Annotated in this window: 16 protein-coding genes; 14 read left to right on the top strand and 2 right to left on the bottom strand. The window is 64.0% G+C overall.

The window, feature by feature from the left end:
- The first annotated feature begins 540 nt into the window (after positions 1-540).
- The 14 genes from R6G97_RS07680 (at position 541) to R6G97_RS07615 (ending at position 18194) form a co-directional block, all read left to right on the top strand.
- The gene (locus tag R6G97_RS07680) at positions 541-1857 is read left to right on the top strand and encodes a nucleotide sugar dehydrogenase (RefSeq protein WP_043207423.1); all 1317 of its coding nucleotides are present in this window, start codon (positions 541-543) and stop codon (positions 1855-1857) included.
- Between the two features lie 62 nt (positions 1858-1919).
- Positions 1920-3401 (top strand): glycosyltransferase family 2 protein, encoded by a 1482-nt coding sequence (locus tag R6G97_RS07675; protein WP_043207422.1) that lies wholly within the window; start codon positions 1920-1922, stop codon positions 3399-3401.
- A 36-nt stretch (positions 3402-3437) separates the two neighbouring features.
- A complete protein-coding gene (locus R6G97_RS07670; RefSeq protein WP_317847969.1) occupies positions 3438-4601 on the top strand; it encodes an alginate biosynthesis protein Alg44 in 1164 nt (387 codons plus the stop codon).
- A 13-nt stretch (positions 4602-4614) separates the two neighbouring features.
- Positions 4615-6126 (top strand): alginate biosynthesis TPR repeat lipoprotein AlgK, encoded by a 1512-nt coding sequence (algK, locus tag R6G97_RS07665; RefSeq protein ID WP_317847968.1) that lies wholly within the window; start codon positions 4615-4617, stop codon positions 6124-6126.
- Entirely contained in the window at positions 6123-7601 is a 1479-nt protein-coding gene (locus R6G97_RS07660; RefSeq protein WP_317847967.1) for an alginate export family protein, read from the top strand. Before algK ends, R6G97_RS07660 begins: the two co-directional genes overlap by 4 nt.
- A 19-nt stretch (positions 7602-7620) precedes the next feature.
- Positions 7621-9183 carry a mannuronan 5-epimerase AlgG gene (gene algG / locus R6G97_RS07655; protein ID WP_317847966.1) on the top strand — a complete coding sequence of 521 codons (1563 nt, stop codon included), beginning with the start codon at positions 7621-7623 and terminating at the stop codon, positions 9181-9183.
- 13 nt (positions 9184-9196) lie between these two features.
- Positions 9197-10642 (top strand): alginate O-acetyltransferase, encoded by a 1446-nt coding sequence (locus R6G97_RS07650; protein ID WP_182942310.1) that lies wholly within the window; start codon positions 9197-9199, stop codon positions 10640-10642.
- Positions 10643-10649: 7 nt separating this feature from the next.
- Positions 10650-11756 carry a mannuronate-specific alginate lyase gene (locus R6G97_RS07645; protein WP_043207417.1) on the top strand — a complete coding sequence of 369 codons (1107 nt, stop codon included), beginning with the start codon at positions 10650-10652 and terminating at the stop codon, positions 11754-11756.
- A 122-nt stretch (positions 11757-11878) separates the two neighbouring features.
- Positions 11879-13336, top strand: coding sequence for an MBOAT family O-acyltransferase (locus R6G97_RS07640; protein ID WP_070576265.1), 1458 nt, complete (start codon positions 11879-11881; stop codon positions 13334-13336).
- A 10-nt stretch (positions 13337-13346) separates the two neighbouring features.
- Positions 13347-14504: an alginate O-acetyltransferase gene (locus R6G97_RS07635; protein ID WP_317847965.1), complete on the top strand. Its 1158-nt coding sequence runs from the start codon at positions 13347-13349 to the stop codon at positions 14502-14504.
- A gap of 13 nt (positions 14505-14517) precedes the next feature.
- On the top strand, positions 14518-15165 hold the full coding sequence (locus R6G97_RS07630) for an alginate O-acetyltransferase AlgF (protein WP_043207413.1): 648 nt from the start codon (positions 14518-14520) through the stop codon (positions 15163-15165).
- Between the two features lie 33 nt (positions 15166-15198).
- The gene (locus R6G97_RS07625) at positions 15199-16653 is read left to right on the top strand and encodes a mannose-1-phosphate guanylyltransferase/mannose-6-phosphate isomerase (RefSeq protein ID WP_317847964.1); all 1455 of its coding nucleotides are present in this window, start codon (positions 15199-15201) and stop codon (positions 16651-16653) included.
- 161 nt (positions 16654-16814) lie between these two features.
- A complete protein-coding gene (locus tag R6G97_RS07620) occupies positions 16815-17279 on the top strand; it encodes a hypothetical protein (protein WP_043207411.1) in 465 nt (154 codons plus the stop codon).
- A gap of 90 nt (positions 17280-17369) precedes the next feature.
- On the top strand, positions 17370-18194 hold the full coding sequence (locus R6G97_RS07615) for an SDR family oxidoreductase (protein ID WP_090346835.1): 825 nt from the start codon (positions 17370-17372) through the stop codon (positions 18192-18194).
- Between the two features lie 113 nt (positions 18195-18307).
- On the opposite strand, the gene R6G97_RS07610 is transcribed toward R6G97_RS07615, so the two are convergent.
- Together R6G97_RS07610 and R6G97_RS07605 are read right to left on the bottom strand one after the other, a co-directional pair.
- Positions 18308-19747, bottom strand: coding sequence for an efflux transporter outer membrane subunit (locus R6G97_RS07610; RefSeq protein ID WP_317847963.1), 1440 nt, complete (start codon positions 19745-19747; stop codon positions 18308-18310).
- The gene (locus tag R6G97_RS07605) at positions 19744-20805 is read right to left on the bottom strand and encodes an HlyD family secretion protein (protein WP_043207407.1); all 1062 of its coding nucleotides are present in this window, start codon (positions 20803-20805) and stop codon (positions 19744-19746) included. The genes R6G97_RS07610 and R6G97_RS07605 overlap by 4 nt, the downstream gene beginning before the upstream one ends.
- Positions 20806-20827 lie beyond the last annotated feature (22 nt).

Below are 20827 nucleotides of genomic sequence, written 5' to 3'. Positions count from 1 at the left end.
CTATCAGATTGAAAGTATTTTCCACTGAAAAAATATTTAGAAATCTTTCATACCTGCAGAACCCACCTTGGAACTTCTGCTACCGGCAATCGCTCATAGGACCCGTAACGATTTTCTTGCGGGTGTCGTGAGAGATGACTTACAGATGACAACCGGCCGGTATCCACTACCGGCTCCGATAACTTCGACAGACGCAACGGTATCAACCGAAAGCCCTGTCCACGAAGGAGAGACGCGCCCCTACTAATCGTCCTAGTGGTTGATTTCATAGGATTTTTCCAATTGAAAGAGCAAGCACAGCAGTAGGCGTAATAGCACACTGCAATAAAGACGGCTGCATTTCAGGGCACGCCTTTTAATACTGGCCATTTAACTGCCAACTTTGAGTGCACAACTTTGCGCGCTCTGGATTTATTCATGCCTGCGTTCGGTGATATGTGCAATCGCCATGGCACCGTGCGCCCGAAAACTGCTGGTTAATCAACCCGGTCCGGCTCTTTTGCGAAGGAGCCGACGTGATAAACACACGAGGTGAATACGATGCGTATCAGCATCTTTGGTTTGGGTTATGTGGGTGCGGTCTGTGCAGGTTGCCTGTCGGCACGGGGTCACGAAGTGATTGGCGTGGACGTGTCCAAGACCAAAATCGACCTGATCAACCAGGGCAAGTCGCCCATCGTCGAGCCGGGTCTGGAACAGCTCCTGCAGCAAGGCATCGCCAACGGCCGCCTGCGTGGCACCACCGATTTCGCCGAAGCCATCCGCGCCAGCGATGTGTCGATGATCTGCGTCGGCACTCCCAGCAAGAAGAACGGCGACCTGGGCCTTGAGTACATCGAGTCGGTGTGCCGCGAGATCGGCTACGTGCTGCGCGACACCGAGCGTCGCCACACCATCGTGGTGCGCAGCACCGTGCTGCCGGGGACCGTCAAGAACGTGGTCATCCCGATCCTCGAGGACTGCTCCGGTAAGAAAGCCGGCGTCGACTTCGGTGTCGCGGTCAACCCGGAGTTCCTGCGTGAAAGCACCGCCATCGCCGACTACGACCGCCCACCGATGACTGTCATCGGCGAGCTGGACAAGGCCAGCGGCGACGTGCTCCAGGCCATCTACGAGGAACTGGACGCACCGATCATCCGCAAGCCGGTCGAAGTGGCCGAAATGATCAAGTACACCTGCAACGTCTGGCACGCCACCAAGGTCACCTTCGCCAACGAAATCGGCAACATCGCCAAGGCGGTGGGTGTCGATGGTCGCGACGTGATGGACGTGGTTTGCCAGGACAAAGTCCTGAACCTGTCGCAGTACTACATGCGCCCAGGTTTCGCCTTCGGCGGCTCGTGCCTGCCCAAGGACGTGCGTGCCCTGACCTACCGCGCCTCCAGCCTCGACGTGAAAGCTCCGCTGCTCGACTCGCTGATGCGCAGCAACGAGTCCCAGGTGCAGAACGCCTTCGACATCATCGAAAGCCACGACAAACGCAAGGTCGCTTTGCTCGGCCTGTCTTTCAAAGCTGGCACCGACGACCTGCGCGAAAGCCCGCTGGTGGAACTGGCCGAGCGCCTGATCGGCAAAGGCTACGAGCTGAACATCTACGACCAGAACGTCCAGTACGCCCGTGTCCACGGCGCCAACAAGGAATACATCGAGTCGAAGATCCCCCACGTGTCCTCGCTGCTCAATGACGATCTTCAACACGTCATCGACAACGCCGACGTGATCGTCCTGGGCAACCGCGACGAGAAGTTCCGCGCCCTCGCTCAGCAGGCACCGGAAGGCAAGCAAGTGATCGACCTGGTCGGCTTCATGACCAAGCCGACCTGCACCACCAGCCGCACCGAAGGCATCTGCTGGTAACCCCCGGCCGGGCAGCGGGCGACCGCTGCCCTTCCCCCTGATTCGCGCGACGGATGCTGAACATGCAAAGACTCCAGACAGTGCTGCTGCAGTGCGCCGGATGGCTGCTCTACATGAGCCTGCTCATGTTGATCGCCTTGGCCTTGCCCAGCGACATCTTCGACTCGCAGTCGAAGCACTTCATCTTCCTGGTCGGCGCGGTCGGCATCTGGCGCTACTCCATGGGCGCCACCCACTTCATCCGTGGCATGGTGTTCCTCTACGGCGTCTACCCCTATCTGCGCCGCAAGGTACGCAAGCTGGGCAAAGCTGCCGACCCGTCCCACGTGTACCTGATGGTCACCAGTTTTCGCATCGATGCCCTGACCACCGCGCAGGTGTACAGCTCGGTGATCCGCGAGGCCATCGAATGCGGCTTCCCCACCACCGTGGTCTGCTCGCTGGTGGAGATGTCCGATGAGCTGCTGGTCAAGAGCCTGTGGGCCAAGTACAACCCGCCCGCCCACGTCAACCTGGACTTCGTGCGCATCGCCGGTACCGGCAAGCGCGATGGCCTGGCCTATGGCTTCCGGGCCATCTCGCGGATGATGCCGGACGAGCATGCCGTGGTGGCGGTGATCGACGGCGATACCGTGCTCGGTGAAGGCGTGGTCCGCAAGACCGTGCCGTGGTTCAAGCTGTTCCCCAATGTCGGTGGCCTGACCACCAACGAATTCTGCGAAGTGCGCGGCGGCTACATCATGAGCGAGTGGCACAAGCTGCGCTTCGCCCAGCGCCACATCAACATGTGCTCGATGGCCCTGTCCAAGCGCGTGCTGACCATGACTGGGCGCATGTCGATGTTCCGCGCAAGCGTGGTGACCGATCCTGAGTTCATCGCCGACGTGGAAAGCGACTCGCTGCACCACTGGCGCCTGGGCCGCTTCAAGTTCCTCACTGGGGATGACAAGTCCAGCTGGTTCAGCCTGATGCGCCTGGGCTACGACACCTTCTACGTGCCGGACGCTGCGATCAACACGGTCGAGCACCCACCGGAGAAGAGCTTCATCAAGGCCAGCCGCAAGCTGATGTACCGCTGGTACGGCAACAACCTGCGGCAGAACTCCCGCGCCCTGGGGCTGGGCCTCAAGCGCCTGGGCCTGTTCACCTGCATCGTCCTGCTCGACCAGCGCGTGTCCATGTGGACCAGCCTGCTGGGCCTGACGGTGGCGGTGATCGCCAGCCTCAAGTTCGGCATGGGCTTCTTGCTCGTGTACCTGCTGTGGATCGGCATCACCCGCCTGATCCTCACCATCATGCTGCTGTGCTCGGGCCATAACGTGGGGCCGGCCTACCCGCTGATTCTCTATTACAACCAGATCGTCGGCGCGCTGATGAAGATCTACGTGTTCTTCCGCCTCGACAAGCAGTCCTGGACCCGCCAGCCGACTGCCCTCAAGCGTGACCTCGAAAGCTTTCAACAATGGTTCAACACCTGGTCTTCACGGACCATGACCTTCTCGGCAGCCAGCATCTTCGTCGCTGTGCTGTTCATGGTCGTGTGAGCCCCCCGGAACGGATCTAACAGGAACGAAATCGCCATGAATACCGCCGTGAACGCCAATGTCGTGCATGAGTCCGAAGCCCAGCGCCAGCATGTCCGGGTACGTATCCCTGCCAAGCTGCGCTACCTGGACCGCAATCGCGAACCGCACGATGTGAAGGTGGACGATCTCTCCGCCGGGGGCCTGTCCTTCCATACCAGCAAACCCTTGAACGTCGGCGATGTGCTGCGCGGTCGCCTGCAGTTCACGGTCGACAACCTGGGCCTGTCCATGGACGTCGAGTTCCAGGTGCGCTCCTACCAGAGCACCGGTCGCACCGGCGTGCAGTTCCAGAACCTCGAACCGCGCGACGTGGCCACCCTGCGCCATATCATCACTACCTTCCTGTCCGGCGAGATGATCAACGTCGGCGGCGTGCTCAGCACCCTGCAACGCGACAACTTCACCAAGGCACGCAAGCAGAAAGACAGCGGCTCGGGGCTCTCGGCCTTCGGTCGCCTGCGCGCGGTGACCGTCAGCCTGGGCGTGTTCGTGGTCGGCGTGGCCGCGTTCGGCTTCATCGCCAAGTCGCTGTACGGCATGTACTTCGTCAGCCACGCCGAGGCCGGTGTGGTTTCGGTGCCCACCACCAACGTCACCATGCCGCGCGACGGCAGTGTGCAGAGCCTGGTGGAAAACGGCGCCCAGGTGGTCAAGGGCGCGCCGCTGGCAAGCTTCAGCACCAGCATGCTCGATTTGCTCAAAGGCCATCTGGACGACTCGCAGCTCGAGCCCGCCAAGGTCGAGGAGCTGTTCGGCAAGCAGCTCTCCGGCACGCTCACCAGCCCATGCGACTGCGTCGTCGCCCGCCAGCTGGTGGATGACGGCCAGTACGCCAGCAAGGGCCAGCCGATCTTCCAACTGGTGCCACGCACCACCAACCCGATGGTCGAGGCGCGCTTCAGCTATCGCCAGTTCGACCAGGTCAAGCCAGGCACCCGCGTGCAGTTCCAAGTGGCCGGCGAAGACGAGATGCGCACCGGCAAGATCATCAGCAGCGCCAGCCTCAACAGCGAAGACCTGGCCTCGGATATCCGCGTGCAGATCAAGCCTGACAGTGGCCTGCCGGCAGAACTGGCCGGTCGCCCGGCGGCCGTCAACGCCGATCGCGGCCCGTCCCTGGACTGGCTGATCGACAAAGCCGTAGCCCGCGGGCTGTAAGAGGGATCGGACCATGAACCCTTCGAACCGTATGACACCGCTGCAAGCGGCCGGGGCCTTGTTCGCGGGTAAACCCGCTCCCATAGGGATCGAATCGAGCCCTGCGCGCAGCATTCGCCCGCTGGCCTGGTGCGGCCTGGCCTTGGCCGTCGCCCTGGCCGGCTGCTCGGGCCTGCCCGACCAGCGCCTAGCCAACGAGGCCATGAAGCGCGGGGACACCGCCCTGGCCGAGCGCAATTACAAGGCCCTGGCCGACCTTGGCTACAGCGATGCCCAAGTGGGCCTGGCCGATATCCAGGTCGCCAGCCAGGACCCTGCCAAGCTCAAGGCAGCCGAGGCCACCTACCGCGCCGCCGCTGCCACCTCGCCCCGAGCCCAGGCACGCCTGGGTCGCCTGCTGGTGGCCAAGCCTGGCACTACCCAGGCCGAGCGCGAGGAGGCCGAAACCCTGCTCAAGCTCGCCGCCCAGCAAGGCGAGCGCAACACCCTGATCCCGCTGGCGATGCTCTACCTGCAATACCCGCAGAGCTTCCCCAAGGTGAACGCCCAGCAGCAGATCGACCAGTGGCGCGCCGCCGGTAACCCCGAGGCGGGCCTGGCCCAGGTGCTGCTCTACCGCACCCAGGGCACCTACGACCAGCACCTGGGCGACGTCGAAAAAATCTGCAAGGCCGCGCTGGACACCACCGACATCTGCTATGTGGAACTGGCCACCGTCTACCAAAAGCGCGCCCAGCCCGACCAGCAGGCCGCACTGATCCAGCAGCTCAAGGCCGCCTATGGTCGTGGCATCGTGCCGGCCACCCGGGTCGACAGCGTCGCCCGCGTGCTGGCAGACCGCAGCCTGGGCCAGACCGACGAAAAGACCGCCAAGGAGCTGCTCGAGCAAGTCGCCCCGGTCAATCCGGCTTCCTGGGTGAGCCTGGCGCAGTTGGTGTACGACTTCCCGGAGCTGGGCGACAACGACCAGTTGCTCGCCTACATAGAAAAGGGCCGTCAGGCCCAGCAGCCCCGCGCCGAACTGTTGCTCGGCCGCCTCTACTACGAAGGCAAGACGCTCCCGGCCGACGCCAGCAAAGCCGAAGAACACCTGCAGGCCGCCGCCGCCGCCGGCGAGGTCAGCGCCCACTATTACCTCGGCCAGCTGTACCGCCGTGGCTACCTGGGCCACGTCGAGCCGCAAAAAGCCGTCGACCACCTGCTCAGTGCCGCCCGTGGCGGGCAGAACAGCGCCGACTACGCCCTGGCCCAACTGTTCAGCGAAGGTCATGGCATCCGCCCTGCTCCGGCCAACGCCTGGGTGTTCGCCCAACTGGCCCAGGCCAACCCGTCGCCGCAATCGACCGAGCTGCTGCAAAAGCTCGACACGCAATTGAGCCCTGACCAGCGCAACCAGGCCCAGCGCCTGCTGGACCAGGAAAAGCAGGCACGCGGCAGCATGGCCCAGGTCGGTTCCAACCCCCTGGCCTTCGAAGCCCTGCAAGACGACGCAAAAGAAGAAGTAGACGGTGAGGACTCGCTATGACGCTCAATCCCTTCGTGAAAGCCGGCATTGGCCTGAGCTTCGCCCTGCTGTGGTCGTGCCCGACCCTGGCGGACATGACCGCCGAGAAGAACTTCGGCCTGGACATCAAGATCACCGGCCAATCCGAGGACGACCGCGACCTGGGCACCCGCTCCGGCGGTGACGTCAACGGCCTGGGCCTTGACCTGCGCCCTTGGGTCTACGGCGAACGCGGCAACTGGAGCGCCTTCGCCATGGGCCAGGCAGTAGCCGCCACCGATATCATCGAGACCGACACGCTGCGCCAGTCCGAGGACGGCAGCACCGTGGACAACGCCGATGACAGCCGCAAGCCGGACAAGAGCTACCTGGCCATGCGCGAGTTCTGGGTCGGCTACAGCGGCTTCACGCCCTACCCAGGCGAACAGCTGCGCCTGGGCCGCCAACGCCTGCGCAGCGACGACGGCATGTGGCGCGACACCAACATCGAAGCGTTGAACTGGACCTTCGACACCACCCTGCTCAAGGCCGACCTGGGCGTGGCACAGCGCTTCAGCGAATACCGCACCGACCTCACCGAGCTTGCGCCCGAGGACAAGGACCGCACCCACGTGTACGGCAACGTTGCCACCCAGTGGACACCTGGGCACTGGGTCGGCGTGCGCGCCCACCACTCCAGTGACAGCGGCAGCCTGAAAGACCCCGGTGAAACCGTCGACCCGTTGGACAAGACCCGCACGGGCGATCTGACCTGGCTGGGCCTGGAGGCCAACAGCGACGCCTACAACTGGCGCAACGACCACACCGTCAACTATTGGGGCAGCGTCACCTGGCTGACCGGCGATCGCGACACCCTCAGCACCCAGACCGTGGGCAACGACCAAGTTGCCACCGGCAAGCAGAGCGGCGATGTCAACGCCTGGGCCACCGACTTGGGTGTACGCCTGCGTCTGGACCCCAACTGGCAGGTCGGTGCGGCCTATGCCCGTGGCAGCGGCGGTGGCGGCAGCGACGGTTCGAGCAACTACGAGCAGACCGGGCTCGAGAGCAACCGCTCCAACTTCACCGGCACCCGCTCTCGCGTGCACCGCTTCGGCGAAGCCTTCCGTGGCGAGCTGGGCAACCTGCAGGCGGCCACCCTGTTCGCCTCCTGGCAACTGCGCGACGACTATGACGCAAGCTTCATCTACCACAAGTTCTGGCGCGTCGATGACCAGCAGAACATCGGTTCCAGCGGCATCAACGCGGTGGTCGAGGACAACGGTGTGAACCGTCCGCTGATCAATGGCGAGAAGGACCTGGGCCAGGAAATGGACGTGGTGGTCACCAAGTACTTCAAGCAAGGCCTGCTGCCGGCTTCGATGAGCCAAGCCATCGACGAGCCGTCGGCCCTGGTGCGCCTGCGTGCCGGCGTGTTCAAGCCAGGCTATGCCTACGGCAGCGAAGCTGATTCCTACATGCACCGCGCCTTCGTCGACGTGATCTGGCGCTATTGAGGCCCGGGAGAGGACACTCATGAACCTTCACCCGCATTTTCGCCATGGCCTGCTGGCCAGTGCCTTGCTGCTGGCCAGCAGCGGCCTGGCCTATGCCGAGCCGGTCAAGCCGGTGGTCAAGGAATTGCAGCAGGCCAAGACCTACACGGTCTCCAGCGCGCCGATCGAGCCGTTGCAGATGGACCCGCCCAAGCTGCCCGACCTCTCCGGCTACACCGCCGAAGCGGTTCAGAAAAAGCTCGACCGCAGCCATAAAGGCAAGGTCAGCGTGCGCCGCATGCTCCAGGAGGAATCGCTCAAGGAGTTCATCGGCGGCGACAACAAAGGCGCCGAGTGGGTTCGTCGCCAGCAGGGCATTCCCCAGGCGATCTTCATCGATGATGGCCATTTGGACCTGGTGCAGTTGAGCAAGCAGGTGCCCAAGCAGTACCTGCGCGAAACCGAGCCGGGCGTGTACCTGGCACGCCTGCCGATCGTGGTCGGGCGCAAGGGCGTGCTGGAGATCAATGGCAAGGTCAAGGAACTGCGCCTGTCCCAAGAGGGCGGGTCATTCCTGATCAACGACGGCAAGCTGTTCGTCACCGACACCCAGGTCACCGCCTGGCGCGAGAAGGACAACGGCCCCGCCACCTTCCGCAAGCCGGACGAGTTCCGTCCGTTCCTGTTGTCCTGGGGCGGTACCGAGACCTACATCGTCAACAGCAAGATGGCCAGCTTCGGCTACGCCAAGTCCAAGTCGTATGGCGTCAGTATCTCCCAGTACACGCCGAACATGGCCAAGCGCATGGGCCGTCCGGAACCTACCGGCTGGATCATCGGCTCCGAATTCAGCGACATGTGGTACGGCTTCTATTGCTACGAGACCCAGGACTTCGTGATCAAGGACAACACCTATCGCGACAACATCGTCTACGGCATCGACCCCCACGACCGCTCGCACCGCCTGATCATCGCCGGCAACACTGTGTACGGCACCAAGAAAAAGCACGGGATCATCGTCTCGCGTGAGGTCAACGACAGCTGGATCATCAACAACAAGAGCTACGACAACAAGCTCTCCGGCGTGGTCCTGGACCGTAACAGCGTCAACAACCTGGTGGCCTACAACGAGATCTACCGCAACCACACCGACGGCATCACGCTGTACGAAAGTGGCGACAACCTGATCTACGGCAACAAGCTGCTCAACAACCGCCGGCACGGCATCCGCGTGCGCAACAGCGTGAACATCCGCCTGTACGAAAACCTCGCCATGGCCAACGGCCTGGTGGGCGTGTACGGGCACATCAAGGACCTCTCCGACACCGACCGCGACATCGCCCTGGACCCCTTCGATGCCAAAGTCTCGCTGATCGTGGTCGGCGGTGAACTGGCGGCCAATGGCTCCGGTCCCCTGTCGATCGACTCGCCGCTGTCGGTCGAGCTCTACAAGGTCTCCATGCTCGCCCCGCGCAAGGCCAACGGCATCAGCCTCAACGGCGTGCTCGGCGAGCGCCAGGACGAAATCCTCGACCTGCTGGTGCGCCAGCAGAAGGCCGTGCTGATCGACCCGGTCGAACGCCAGACCGAAATGATCGATTAAGGAAGCCCAGACCATGACTCCGCATCTGATGAAACTGCTCGGCTTGTCCGCCGCCCTCCTGGCCATCAGCCAGGGCGTGCGCGCCGCCGATGTGCAGGCCCCGAGCTTCACCGCCGAGCCTTGCTGCCAGCTGTGCCCAGAGGCCCACGACGCCAGCCGTTACGTGACCCGCTACCAGCAGAACTTCACGACTCTGGTCCAGGCCAAAGGCGACTGGCTGTTCCGTACCCGCGAAGACCTGCGCACCGAATTCAACACCACCCCGGCCGGCTACAAACGCCTGCAACAGGTACATGACGCGTTCAAGAAACGCGGCGTGGAACTGGTGCTGGTGTACCAGCCAACCCGTGGCCTGGTGAACCGCAACATGCTCAACCCCGCCGAGAAAGCCGCCTTCGATTATCAAAAGGCGCTGGGCAACTACCAGGCCATGCTCAAGCGCTTCGCCAGCATGGGCTACAACGTGCCCGACCTGTCGCCGCTGACCAACGAGCAATTGGCCGCCGCCGACCAGGGCAAGGACTTCTACTTCCGCGGTGACCAGCACTGGACGCCCTACGGCGCTGAGCGCGCGGCCAAGATCGTGGCCGACACCGTACACAAGATGCCAGCCTTCGAAGGCATCCCGCGCAAGGAATTCGAAACCCACAAGTCCGGCCGCATGGGCAAGACCGGTACCCTGCACAACGTCGCCGGGCAACTTTGCGGCACCAGCTATGCGGTGCAGTACATGGACCAGTTCGCCACCGAGCCCAAGGGCGGTGCGAGCGATGGCGACGACCTGTTCGGCGATTCGGGCAATGCCAAGATCACCCTGGTCGGCACCAGCCACAGCGGCAAGAACTACAACTTCTCGGGTTTCTTGCAGCAGTACATCGGTGCCGACGTGCTCAACGTCGCCTTCCCCGGTGGTGGCCTGGAAGGTTCGATGATCCAGTACCTGGGCAGTGAAGAATTCAAAAAGAACCCACCGAAGATCCTCATCTGGGAGTTCTCGCCGCTGTACCGCCTGGACCAGGAAACCATCTGGCGCCAGATCCTCGCCTTGCTCGACGATGGCTGTGACGACCGTCCAGCCCAGATGAGCGCCAGCGCCACCCTCAAGCCCGGTAAGAACGAGCTGATGGTCAACGGCAAGGGCGGTGTGATCAAAGACCTGATCAACCGCAATCACCAGCTGGACATCAAGTTCGAGGACACCTCGGTAAAGGTCCTGCAGGCCACCCTCTGGTACCTCAACGGCCGCCACGAGGACATCAAGATCGAGAAGCCGGAAACCTCCGACACCGACGGCCGCTTCGTCTTCCAGATGCGCGAAGACGAGGACTGGGCCAGTCAGAACCTGCTCGCCCTCGAGATCCAGGGGCCGGAAACCGGCACCCAGAAAGTCGAGGCCAAGCTGTGCAAACGCAACAACTTCGCCGGTCATGCGCAGAACACCGCGCAGGCCGGCCAGTGAGGCGACCATGAACCCATTGCGCACAATCACCGCACCTGCCCTGCTCGCCCTGGCCCTGTTCGGCCCGGCCGCGCAGGCCGGCAGCCTGGTGCCGCCACAGGGCTACTACGCAGGCATCGAGAAGCTCAAGAAAGGCGACGGCAACTTCCGCTGCGAACCGGCGCCCAAGCCCTACACCGGCCCCCTGCAGTTTCGCAGCAAGTACGAAGGCTCCGACGGTGCCCGTGCGACCCTGAACAAGGCGTCCGAAAAGGCCTTCCGCCAATCCACCGAGGACATCACCACGCTCGAGCGTGGCGTCAGCAAGATGGTCGGCCAGTACATGCGCGATGGCCGCCCGGCCCAGCTCGACTGCGCCCTGACCTGGCTGGGTACCTGGGCGCGGGCCGATGCGCTGGCGTCCACCGACTACAACCACACCGGCAAGTCGATGCGCAAATGGGCGCTGGGCAGCATGAGCGGCTCGTGGCTGCGCCTTAAGTTCTCCAACTCCCAGCCGTTGGCCGCGCACCAGGCCGAGGCCGAGCTGATCGAGAAATGGCTGGCGCGCCTGGCCGAACAGACCGTGCGCGACTGGAGCGACCTGCCGCTGGAGAAGATCAACAACCACAGCTACTGGGCGGCCTGGTCGGTGATGGCCACCGCCGTGGCCACCGACCGGCGCGACCTGTTCGACTGGGCGGTGAAGGAATACAAGGTCGGCGCCAACCAGGTGGACGAACAGGGCTTTTTACCCAACGAGCTCAAGCGCAAGCAGCGAGCCCTGGCCTACCACAACTACGCCCTGCCGCCGCTGGCGATGATCGCAAGCTTTGCCCAGGTCAACGGCGTGGACGTGCGTGGCGAGAACAACAACGCCTTGCAGCGCTTGGCGCAACGAGTGCTCAGCGGGTCGAAGGATCCGAGCGCGTTCAAGACCCGCAACGGCGAGAAACAGGACATGCACGACCTGAAGATCGACAGCAAGTATTCGTGGATGGAGCCCTACTGCAGCCTCTATGCGTGCAGTGGCGACACCCTCCAGCGCAAGCGCGGCATGCAGCCGTTCAACAGTTTCCGCTTAGGCGGAGACCTGACCCGGGTCTACGACCCGAGCGCAGAGAGCAAGAAGTGACACGACACCCTGTGGGAAGCGGGTGAGCCCGCTCCCACAGGGCCTAGGTATCTCCCACTTTCGAGTGGGGGGTTTGGGGGGCGCTGTGCCCCGGATGCTGTGAACAAAAAAGGAGAACCGGGATGGTCTTCTCGTCCAACGTGTTCCTGTTCCTGTTCTTGCCGATCTTCCTCGGCCTGTATTACTTGAGCGGGCAACGCTATCGCAACCTGCTGCTGTTGATCGCCAGTTACATCTTCTATGCCTGGTGGCGGGTGGACTTCCTGGCACTGTTCGCCGGTGTCACCCTGTGGAACTACTGGATCGGCCTCAAAGTCGGCGCCGCGGGCGTGCGTACCAAGCCGGCCCAACGCTGGCTGCTGCTGGGTGTGGCAGTCGACCTGGCGATTCTGGGCTACTTCAAGTACGCCAACTTCGGCGTCGAGAGCCTCAACGCGATCATCACGTCGTTCGGCCTGGAACCATTCATCCTCACCCATGTGCTGTTGCCGATCGGTATCTCGTTCTACATCTTCGAGTCGATCAGCTACATCATCGACGTGTACCGCGGCGACACCCCGGCCACGCGCAACCTGATCGACTTCGCGGCATTCGTGGCGATCTTCCCGCACCTGATCGCCGGCCCCGTGCTGCGTTTCAAGGACCTGGTCGACCAGTTCAACAACCGCACCCACACCCTGGACAAGTTCTCCGAAGGCTGCACCCGCTTCATGCAGGGCTTCATCAAGAAAGTGTTCATCGCCGATACCCTGGCGGTGGTCGCCGACCACTGCTTCGCCCTGCAGAACCCGACCACGGGCGATGCCTGGCTGGGCGCACTGGCCTACACCGCGCAGCTGTACTTCGATTTCTCCGGCTACAGCGACATGGCCATCGGCCTGGGCTTGATGATGGGCTTTCGCTTCATGGAGAACTTCAAGCAGCCGTACATCAGCCAGTCGATCACCGAGTTCTGGCGGCGCTGGCACATCAGCTTGTCGACCTGGCTGCGTGATTACCTCTACATCACCCTGGGTGGCAACCGCAAAGGCACCTTCAACACCTACCGCAACCTGTTCCTGACCATGCTGCTGGGCGGGCTTTGGCACGGCGCCAACTTCACCTACATCATCTGGGGCGCCTGGCATGGCACCTGGCTGGCCATCGAGCGCGCCCTGGGCATCGACACCAACCCGCAGCGCTTCAACCCGATCAAGTGGGCGTTTACCTTCCTGCTGGTGGTGGTTGGCTGGGTGATCTTCCGCGCCGAGAACCTGCACGTGGCCGGCCGCATGTACGGCGCCATGTTCAGCTTCGGTGAGTGGCAGTTGTCGGAACTCAACCGCGCCCAGCTCACCGGCCTGCAGGTCGCGACCTTGGTGGTCGCCTACGTCACCTTGGCGGTGTTCGGCCTGCGCGACTTCTACCGCAACGCCAAGCCCACGCCCAAGGCCACCCCGGTGCAGATCAACGCCGACGGCTCCGTGGGCCTGGACTGGACCCGCGTCATGACCCGCGCCCTGGTCCTGCTGCTGTTCGTTGCCTCGGTGCTCAAGCTCTCGGCGCAGAGCTACTCGCCGTTCCTCTACTTCCAGTTCTGAGGACAGGACCATGAACCGGACACTACGCATCACCTATTCCCTGTCGTTCCTGGGCCTGCTGACCGGGCTTGGCGCCTGGTCGGTGGGCGGCCTTGAAAGCTTCAACCGCACCGAGCAGATGACCCTGCTCAACGGCAAGCTGGCCAAGGCCGCCGAGACCCACTACGACGAGCAGTTCCCGATCAAACGCATCGGCACCAACCTGTGGGCGGCGCTGGACTACAAGCTGTTCAACGAAGGCCGCCCGGGCGTCGTGCTGGGCCGCGAGCAGTGGCTGTTCAGCGATGAGGAGTTCAAGCCCACTGCCGGCGCCGAGCAGCTGATGCAGGAGAACCTGGCGCTGATCCGCGGCGTGCGCGACACCCTGCATCGCCAGGGCACGCAGCTGGTGCTGGCGATCGTCCCGGCCAAGGCGCGGATCTATTCCGAGTACCTGGGCAAGGACCAACCGGCCAGCCTGCACGAGAACCTGTACAACCAGTTCCACGCCCAGGCCCGCCAGGCCGGAGTCTTCGCTCCGGATCTGCTCGCGCCCCTGGAGCAGGCCAAGGCCCGTGGCCAGGTGTTCCTGCGCACCGACACCCACTGGACGCCCATGGGTGCCGAGGTCGCGGCCCAGGCCCTGGCCGAGGCGGTGTCGCGCCAGAGCCTGCTCAATGGCGACCCGCAGGCGTTCATCACCGAAGCCGGCGCCACCAGCCCCTACAAGGGCGACCTGACCAACTTCCTGCCGCTGGACCCACTGTTCAGCAACCTGTTGCCCTCACCGGACAACCTGCAGCAACGCAGCACCCGTCCGGTCGAGGCCGAAGGTGAAGCAGGCGACGCGCTGTTCGCCGAAACCCGGATCCCGGTGGCGCTGGTCGGTACCAGCTACAGCGCCAACCCGCACTGGAACTTCCTCGGCGCCCTGCAGCAAGCCTTGCGCAGCGACGTGGCCAACTACGCCGAAGACGGCCATGGCCCCCTGCTGCCAATGCTCAAGTACCTGCAGAGCGACGCCTTCAAGGACGCTCCCCCGCAAGTGGTGGTGTGGGAATTCCCCGAACGTTATCTGCCAATGAAGAACGACCTCAGCGCCTTCGATCCGACCTGGATCGCCCAGCTGAAGAACACCCGTAAGACCGAAGAAAACCTGGCCCTGTCGTCCAATCGGACGGTTCACTGAAGAGGACATCAACATGACCAACAAACCTTCCTTCGCTAAAGCCTTCACCCTCGCTGCGGGCCTGTCCCTGCTCTCGCTGCAGGCCCTGGCCGGCGCCGATGCGGCGCTCTATGGCCCGAGCGCGCCAAAAGGCTCGACCTTCGTGCGCCTGTACAACGCCTCCTCCAGCCCTGCCGCGGCGTCGGTGGGCAACACCCAGATCAAGCCGGTCGGCGCCCAGGCCAGCAGCGACTTCAGCTTCCTGCCCGGAGGTGACTACACCGCCCAGGTCGGCGGCAAGAGCGTCCCGGTCAAACTGGCCGCGGACAAGTACTACACCTTGGTCAACAACGCTGGCGGCAGCCCGCAACTGATCGAAGAACCCCCGTTCAAGAACAAGCAGAAAGCCCTGGTGCGCGTGCAGAACCTGAGCGACCAGTCGCTGACCCTCAAGACTGCCGACGGCAAGACCGAAGTGGTCAAGCCTGTGGCCGCCAAAGGCCGTGGCGAGCGCGAGATCAACCCGGTCAAGGTCAGCCTGGCCCTCTACGAAGGCGACAAGAAAGTCAGCGACCTCAAGCCGGTCGCCCTCGAGCGCGGTGAAGCCGCGGTGCTCTATGTCACAGGTTCCGGCAGCAACCTGTCGCCGGTCTGGGTCACCCGTCCCGTTGCCAGCAACTGATTCAAACCCCTATCGACCTTTTGGAGAAACATCATGATTCCGGTAATTCTTTCTGGTGGTAGCGGTTCGCGTCTGTGGCCTCTGTCGCGCAAGCAGTTCCCCAAGCAGTTCCTGGCCCTGACCGGTGAGCACACCCTGTTCCAGCAAACCCTGGAGCGCCTGGTGTTCGAAGGCATGGACAGCCCGATCGTGGTCTGCAACAAGGACCACAAGTTCATCGTCCAGGAGCAACTGGCCGCACTCAACTTGCAGACCCAGGGCATCCTCATGGAGCCCTTCGGTCGCAACACCGCGCCTGCGGTGGCCATCACCGCGATGAAGCTGGTCAACGAAGGCCGCGACGAGCTGATGCTGGTGCTGCCGGCCGACCATGTGATCGAGGACCAGAAGGGCCTGCAACGCGCCCTGGCCTTGGCCACCGTGGCCGCCGAGCGCGGCGAGATGGTGCTGTTCGGTGTGCCGGCGACCAAGCCTGAAACCGGCTATGGCTATATCCGCTCCAGCCAGGACGCCCTGCTGCCCGAGGGCGTGGCGCGCGTGGCGCAGTTCGTCGAGAAACCCGACGAGAAGCGCGCCAACGAGTTCGTCCGCGCCGGCGGTTACTTCTGGAACAGCGGCATGTTCCTGTTCCGCGCCAGCCGCTTCCTCGAAGAGCTGAAAAAGCACGACCCGGACATCTACGACACCTGCCTTCTGGCCCTGGAGCGCAGCGACGAACAAAGCGACGTGCTGAGCATCGACGCTGCGACCTTCGCCTGCTGCCCGGACAACTCCATCGACTACGCGGTGATGGAAAAGACCCAGCGTGCCTGCGTGGTACCGCTGTCGGCCGGCTGGAGCGACGTGGGTTGCTGGTCGTCGCTGTGGGAAGTGCACGAGAAAGACGACAACGGCAACGTCACCAAGGGCGACGTGGTGGTGCAAGACAGCCACAACTGCATGATCCACGGCAACGGCAAGCTGGTCTCGGTGATCGGCCTGGAGAACATCGTGGTGGTCGAGACCAAGGACGCCATGATGATCGCCCACAAAGACAAGGTCCAAGGCGTCAAGCAACTGGTCAACACCCTTGACCAGCAAGGCCGCAGCGAGACCCAGAACCACCTGGAGGTATACCGCCCGTGGGGCTCGTACGATTCGGTGGACATGGGCGGACGCTTCCAGGTCAAGCACATCACCGTCAAGCCGGGCGCGAGCCTGTCGCTGCAGATGCACCACCACCGCGCCGAACACTGGATCGTGGTGTCCGGCACCGCCGAGGTGACCTGCGACGAGAACGTGTTCCTGCTCACCGAGAATCAGTCGACCTACATCCCCATCGCCTCGGTCCACCGCCTGCGCAACCCAGGCAAGATCCCGTTGGAGATCATCGAAGTACAGTCCGGCAGCTACCTGGGCGAAGATGACATCGAGCGCTTCGAAGATGTCTATGGCCGCACCTCGACGCCAGTGGAACGCGGCATCTCGATCAAGACCATTGCGCAGTAGAGCGGCTAGCCGCTAGCGGCAAACTGCAAGAAAAAAGCAGGGCGGCGTGAACCGACCATTCGGATTCACCACCGCCCTGCTTTTTTCTTGTGGCTTGCCGCTTGAAGCTTGAAGCTCGCAACTCCAAGATACCCAAATCCTCGAAACGGAATTTGGACGACATGCTCATTGGCGCCCTGCTCATCCTCACCTGGCTGGTTCTGCTGCTGCGCTACCCGGCCAAGGCCTTGCCGATTTCCCTGGCGGCGGTGTTCGGCCTCGGGTTGGTGGCACTCGGGGTGGTGTGGCAGGACAGTCGCGAAGCCTCGCAGCTGGCGCGCCTGGACCTGCGCCTGAGCTACGCCCCCGACAAGTGCCCTGCCGATCGCACCTTGCAGGTGCACATGAAGAACGGCAATTCAGTGCCCCTCACCGAACTGCGCTGGCGCGTCGCCGCCTATGCCCCAGGTGACACCGTCAACCTGGCCGAGAACACCTACAACGCCCCGCGCTACCGAGGCCCCGGCGAGCTGCAACCGGGCGCCGAATGGACCGACTGCCTGCCCCTGCCGCCGCTGCGCAGTGGGTACCGGCCGCAGACATTGGAATTTCGTGCCGAACATCTGCAAGGTACATTCGCCAACTAATGTGTTGCCGGTGTCGAGCCGTTCGCGAGTAACCCGCGAGGGAGCCGACACAAGTTCATATCCATCCCCTCTGCCAACAGGCCTGAACCCATGCCCACCGTCCTGATCACCGGTTGTTCCAGCGGCATCGGCCGCGCCCTGGCCGACGCCTTCCGCGATGCCGGCCACCACGTGTGGGCCACCGCCCGCAAGCCCGAGGATGTCGAACGACTGGCCGCCGCAGGCTTTGCGGCGCGGCAGTTGGATGTCACTCACCCCGATGACCTGGCGCGTCTGGCCGACGAGCTGCAGGACCGCCATGGTGGTCTGGACATCCTCATCAACAACGCCGGCTACGGCGCCATGGGGCCCCTGCTCGACGGTGGCGTCGAGGCCATGCGCCAGCAGTTCGAGACCAATGTCTTTGCCGTGGTCGGGGTCACCCGCGCGCTGTTCCCGCTGCTGCGTCGCAACCGGGGCCTGGTGGTGAACATCGGCAGCGTGTCGGGTGTACTGGTCACCCCGTTCGCTGGCGCCTACTGCGCCTCCAAGGCGGCCGTGAATGCCCTGAGCGATGCCCTGCGCCTGGAGCTCGCGCCGTTCGGCATTCGCGTGATGGAAGTGCAGCCCGGAGCCATCGCCTCGCAGTTCGCCGACAACGCTCAACGTGAAGCCGAAGGCGTGCTGGCGGCGGATTCGCCGTGGTGGCCGTTGCGCGATTACATCCAGGCGCGGGCCCGAGCTTCCCAGGACAAACCCACGCCAGCCGCGGTGTTCGCCCAAGGGCTGTTGGCAGCGACCCGTAAGCGCCCGACGCCTGCCATGGTACGCCTGGGCAATGGCAGCACGGCCCTGCCGCTGCTGGCCCGGCTGCTGCCCCGGCGGTTGCTGGACAAGGTGCTGCGCAAACGCTTCGGGTTGCTGCGCCCACTCTGATACGGCGCAGCGCCTTTCGCGGCTACCCCCCGCCCACAGGTGCCCTGCGGCCCTTGAAAGCCACAGTACCTGTGGGCGCTGGCGAAGCCTGGGACGGGCCGCATAGCGGCCCCTTAGGCCTTCTCGTCGAACGCCTGCCAGCCACCGCCCAGGGCTTTGTACAACCCCACCAGCGCCTGGGACACTGCCGCCGAACTGTCGATCCACTGCTCCTCGCTGGCCAGCAGCGCGCTCTGCACGGTCAGCACATTGAGAAAGTCCACCGCCCCTTCCACGTACTGTCGCTGGGCCGTCTCCAGCGCGACGCGGTTCTGTCTCACCGCCTCGGCCAGATGATCGCGACGCAACTGGCTGGCGTTGTACAACCGCAGCACATCGTCGATCTCATGCCAGGCACTCAGCACCACTTTGCGGTAATTGAGCGCCGCCTCCTGCTGCTGCGCCTCACGCAGCTCGAGCGTGCCTTTCAGGCGCCCGCCTTCGAAGATCGGCAACGACAACTGCGGGCCGAAGGCGAAACGCCTGGCATCCCACGCACCGAAGTCGGACAGCTGCATGGCCTGCAAGCCCACGCTGCCGGAGAGCCGAATGCTCGGGTAGAAGTCGGCCTTGGCCACGCCGATGCTGGCGGTAGCCGCGTGCAGCCGCGCCTCGGCCTGGCGGATATCAGGACGGCGCTCGGCGAGCGCTGACGGCAGGCCGATGGCAAAGCGCTGCTGCGGTGTCGGCAAATCGCCAGGGGCCAGCAACTCGCTTTGCAGGCTACGCGGAGGTTGCGCGGCGAGCAGGCTCAGGGCGTTGATCAGGTCGTCGCGGCGCGCCTCCAGCGTGGGCAAACGCGCCTCGATCGACGCCACCTGGGCGCTGGCCTGGGCCACGTCCAGGCGCGTAGCGACGCCTTCGGCCTGACGCTCCTGGGACAGCTTGAGGCTGTGCCGGGCGACCTTGAGGTTGTCCTGGGTGACTTCCAGGGTGTGCTGCACCGCGCGCAACTGGATGTAATCACCTGCCGTTTCGGACAACAGCGCCAGCAGTACGCCGCGCCGGTCGTTCTCGGCCACTTGCACCGAAGCATCGGCCGCCTCGACCTGGCGACGTACCCGTCCCCACAGGTCCAGCTCCCAGCCTGCGACCAGATCGCCCTGCCATAGATTGAAGGCAGACTTGCCCGCTTTGCCAGACGGGTCGTTCAGGCCTTCGGCGCTGTTGCGCGCGCGGCTGTAGCCGGCGTTCACATCCACCGGAGGCACCTCGTCGGCCGCCACGGTGCTGCGCAAGGCGCGGCTTTGCAGCAGGCGCGCACTGGCCATCTGCAGGTCAAGGTTACGTTCGGCGACGCGCTGGATCAGCGCGCTCAGACGGGCATCGTGGAAGCTGTCCCACCAGCGCAGCTCCAGCGGCTCGGCGGTCGGCTGACTTGCCGCCGCCTCGCCTTGCAGCTGCGCCCAGGCCTGGGGCGCCTGGCTCTCGGGGCGCTTGAAATCCGGCCCGAGGGTGCAGCCGGCGAGCATCACCGCCAGCAGCAGAGGGCTAATGCGTGTTACCGCCTTCATCGCGCGCTCACCGCTTTGCCATCGAGGGTGTCGCCGTCGGTGTCGATGGTCGCCACCACTGACATCCCCACCCGCAGGCGCTCGAGCAGTGGCTGGCCATCATCGAAGACGATCTTCACCGGAATACGCTGCACCACCTTGGTGAAGTTGCCGGTGGCATTGTCTGGCTTGACCGCGGCGAAGGTGACGCCGGTGGCCGGGGCGATGCTCTGCACATGGCCGTGCAGTTTCTCCCCGGAAAAAGTATCGACACTGATGCTCACCGGCTGGCCCGGCTGCACGTGAGTGAGCTGGGTTTCCTGGAAGTTGCCCACCACGTAGGCCTGCTGCAGCGGCACCACCGAGAGCAGACGCGCGCCCGGATTGACGTACGCACCGATGCGCAGGGCACGCTCGCCGACCATGCCATCCACCGGCGCGGTGATGCGGGTGTAGGACAGATCCAATTGGGCTTTCTCAACGCCAGCCTCGGCACGCTTGAGCTGGCCCTCGGCGCTCGCCACCTGGGCCGTGAGGATGTCCACCTGCTTGCGCGTGGCGACCAACGCCGCCTGGGCGTTGGCCAGACGCGCGCGGGCCTGCTCGACACGGCTGCGCGCCTGCTGGGCGTTCTGCACGGTACCGGCGCCCTGCTCTGCCAGGCGGCTGTAGCGGGTCACTTCATGATCGGCAAAGGCCATTTCGGCCTGGGCGGCCTTCACCGCCGCTTCGGCCTGGGCGATCAACGACGCCTGACGCTCGAGGGTGGCGCGAGCATCGGCGCTCTGCGCCTTGGCCACCAGCAATTGGGCTTGGGCGGCGTCGAGGGCCGCGCGGTAGTCGCGATCATCGATGGTCGCCAGCAACTGGCCGGCGCTGACCTGCTGGTTGTCTTCGACCAGCACTTCCTTGATGAAACCTGGCACCTTCGGCGCGACTACGGTGTAGTCGGCGGTCACATACGCATCGTTGGTGCTTTGCCGGTGGTCGCTGCCCAGCATCCAGGGGGTCACCAGGGCAGCCAGCACGGCCACGGCGAGCACCGAGCCGATCACGAGTGTCTTGCGGTTGTTGGTCATTTCTACAGTCTCGAATTCATCC

Origin of the sequence: Pseudomonas sp. HTZ2, from assembly GCF_033173945.1 — a bacterium.
Classification (GTDB): Bacteria; Pseudomonadota; Gammaproteobacteria; order Pseudomonadales; family Pseudomonadaceae; genus Aquipseudomonas; species Aquipseudomonas guariconensis.
This window is presented reverse-complemented; position numbering and strand designations above follow the sequence as displayed.

What these genes read in the sequence shown, in the direction of transcription:
- R6G97_RS07630 (WP_043207413.1), top strand. Translation starts at nt 14,518, where the DNA reads ATGACCAACAAACCTTCCTTCGCTAAAGCCTTCACCCTCGCTGCGGGC.
- R6G97_RS07620 (WP_043207411.1), top strand. Translation starts at nt 16,815, where the DNA reads ATGCTCATTGGCGCCCTGCTCATCCTCACCTGGCTGGTTCTGCTGCTG.
- algG (WP_317847966.1), top strand. Translation starts at nt 7,621, where the DNA reads ATGAACCTTCACCCGCATTTTCGCCATGGCCTGCTGGCCAGTGCCTTG.
- R6G97_RS07680 (WP_043207423.1), top strand. Translation starts at nt 541, where the DNA reads ATGCGTATCAGCATCTTTGGTTTGGGTTATGTGGGTGCGGTCTGTGCA.
- R6G97_RS07670 (WP_317847969.1), top strand. Translation starts at nt 3,438, where the DNA reads ATGAATACCGCCGTGAACGCCAATGTCGTGCATGAGTCCGAAGCCCAG.
- R6G97_RS07635 (WP_317847965.1), top strand. Translation starts at nt 13,347, where the DNA reads ATGAACCGGACACTACGCATCACCTATTCCCTGTCGTTCCTGGGCCTG.
- R6G97_RS07625 (WP_317847964.1), top strand. Translation starts at nt 15,199, where the DNA reads ATGATTCCGGTAATTCTTTCTGGTGGTAGCGGTTCGCGTCTGTGGCCT.
- algK (WP_317847968.1), top strand. Translation starts at nt 4,615, where the DNA reads ATGAACCCTTCGAACCGTATGACACCGCTGCAAGCGGCCGGGGCCTTG.
- R6G97_RS07605 (WP_043207407.1), bottom strand. Translation starts at nt 20,805, where the DNA reads ATGACCAACAACCGCAAGACACTCGTGATCGGCTCGGTGCTCGCCGTG.
- R6G97_RS07615 (WP_090346835.1), top strand. Translation starts at nt 17,370, where the DNA reads ATGCCCACCGTCCTGATCACCGGTTGTTCCAGCGGCATCGGCCGCGCC.
- R6G97_RS07660 (WP_317847967.1), top strand. Translation starts at nt 6,123, where the DNA reads ATGACGCTCAATCCCTTCGTGAAAGCCGGCATTGGCCTGAGCTTCGCC.
- R6G97_RS07650 (WP_182942310.1), top strand. Translation starts at nt 9,197, where the DNA reads ATGACTCCGCATCTGATGAAACTGCTCGGCTTGTCCGCCGCCCTCCTG.
- R6G97_RS07640 (WP_070576265.1), top strand. Translation starts at nt 11,879, where the DNA reads ATGGTCTTCTCGTCCAACGTGTTCCTGTTCCTGTTCTTGCCGATCTTC.
- R6G97_RS07610 (WP_317847963.1), bottom strand. Translation starts at nt 19,747, where the DNA reads ATGAAGGCGGTAACACGCATTAGCCCTCTGCTGCTGGCGGTGATGCTC.
- R6G97_RS07675 (WP_043207422.1), top strand. Translation starts at nt 1,920, where the DNA reads ATGCAAAGACTCCAGACAGTGCTGCTGCAGTGCGCCGGATGGCTGCTC.
- R6G97_RS07645 (WP_043207417.1), top strand. Translation starts at nt 10,650, where the DNA reads ATGAACCCATTGCGCACAATCACCGCACCTGCCCTGCTCGCCCTGGCC.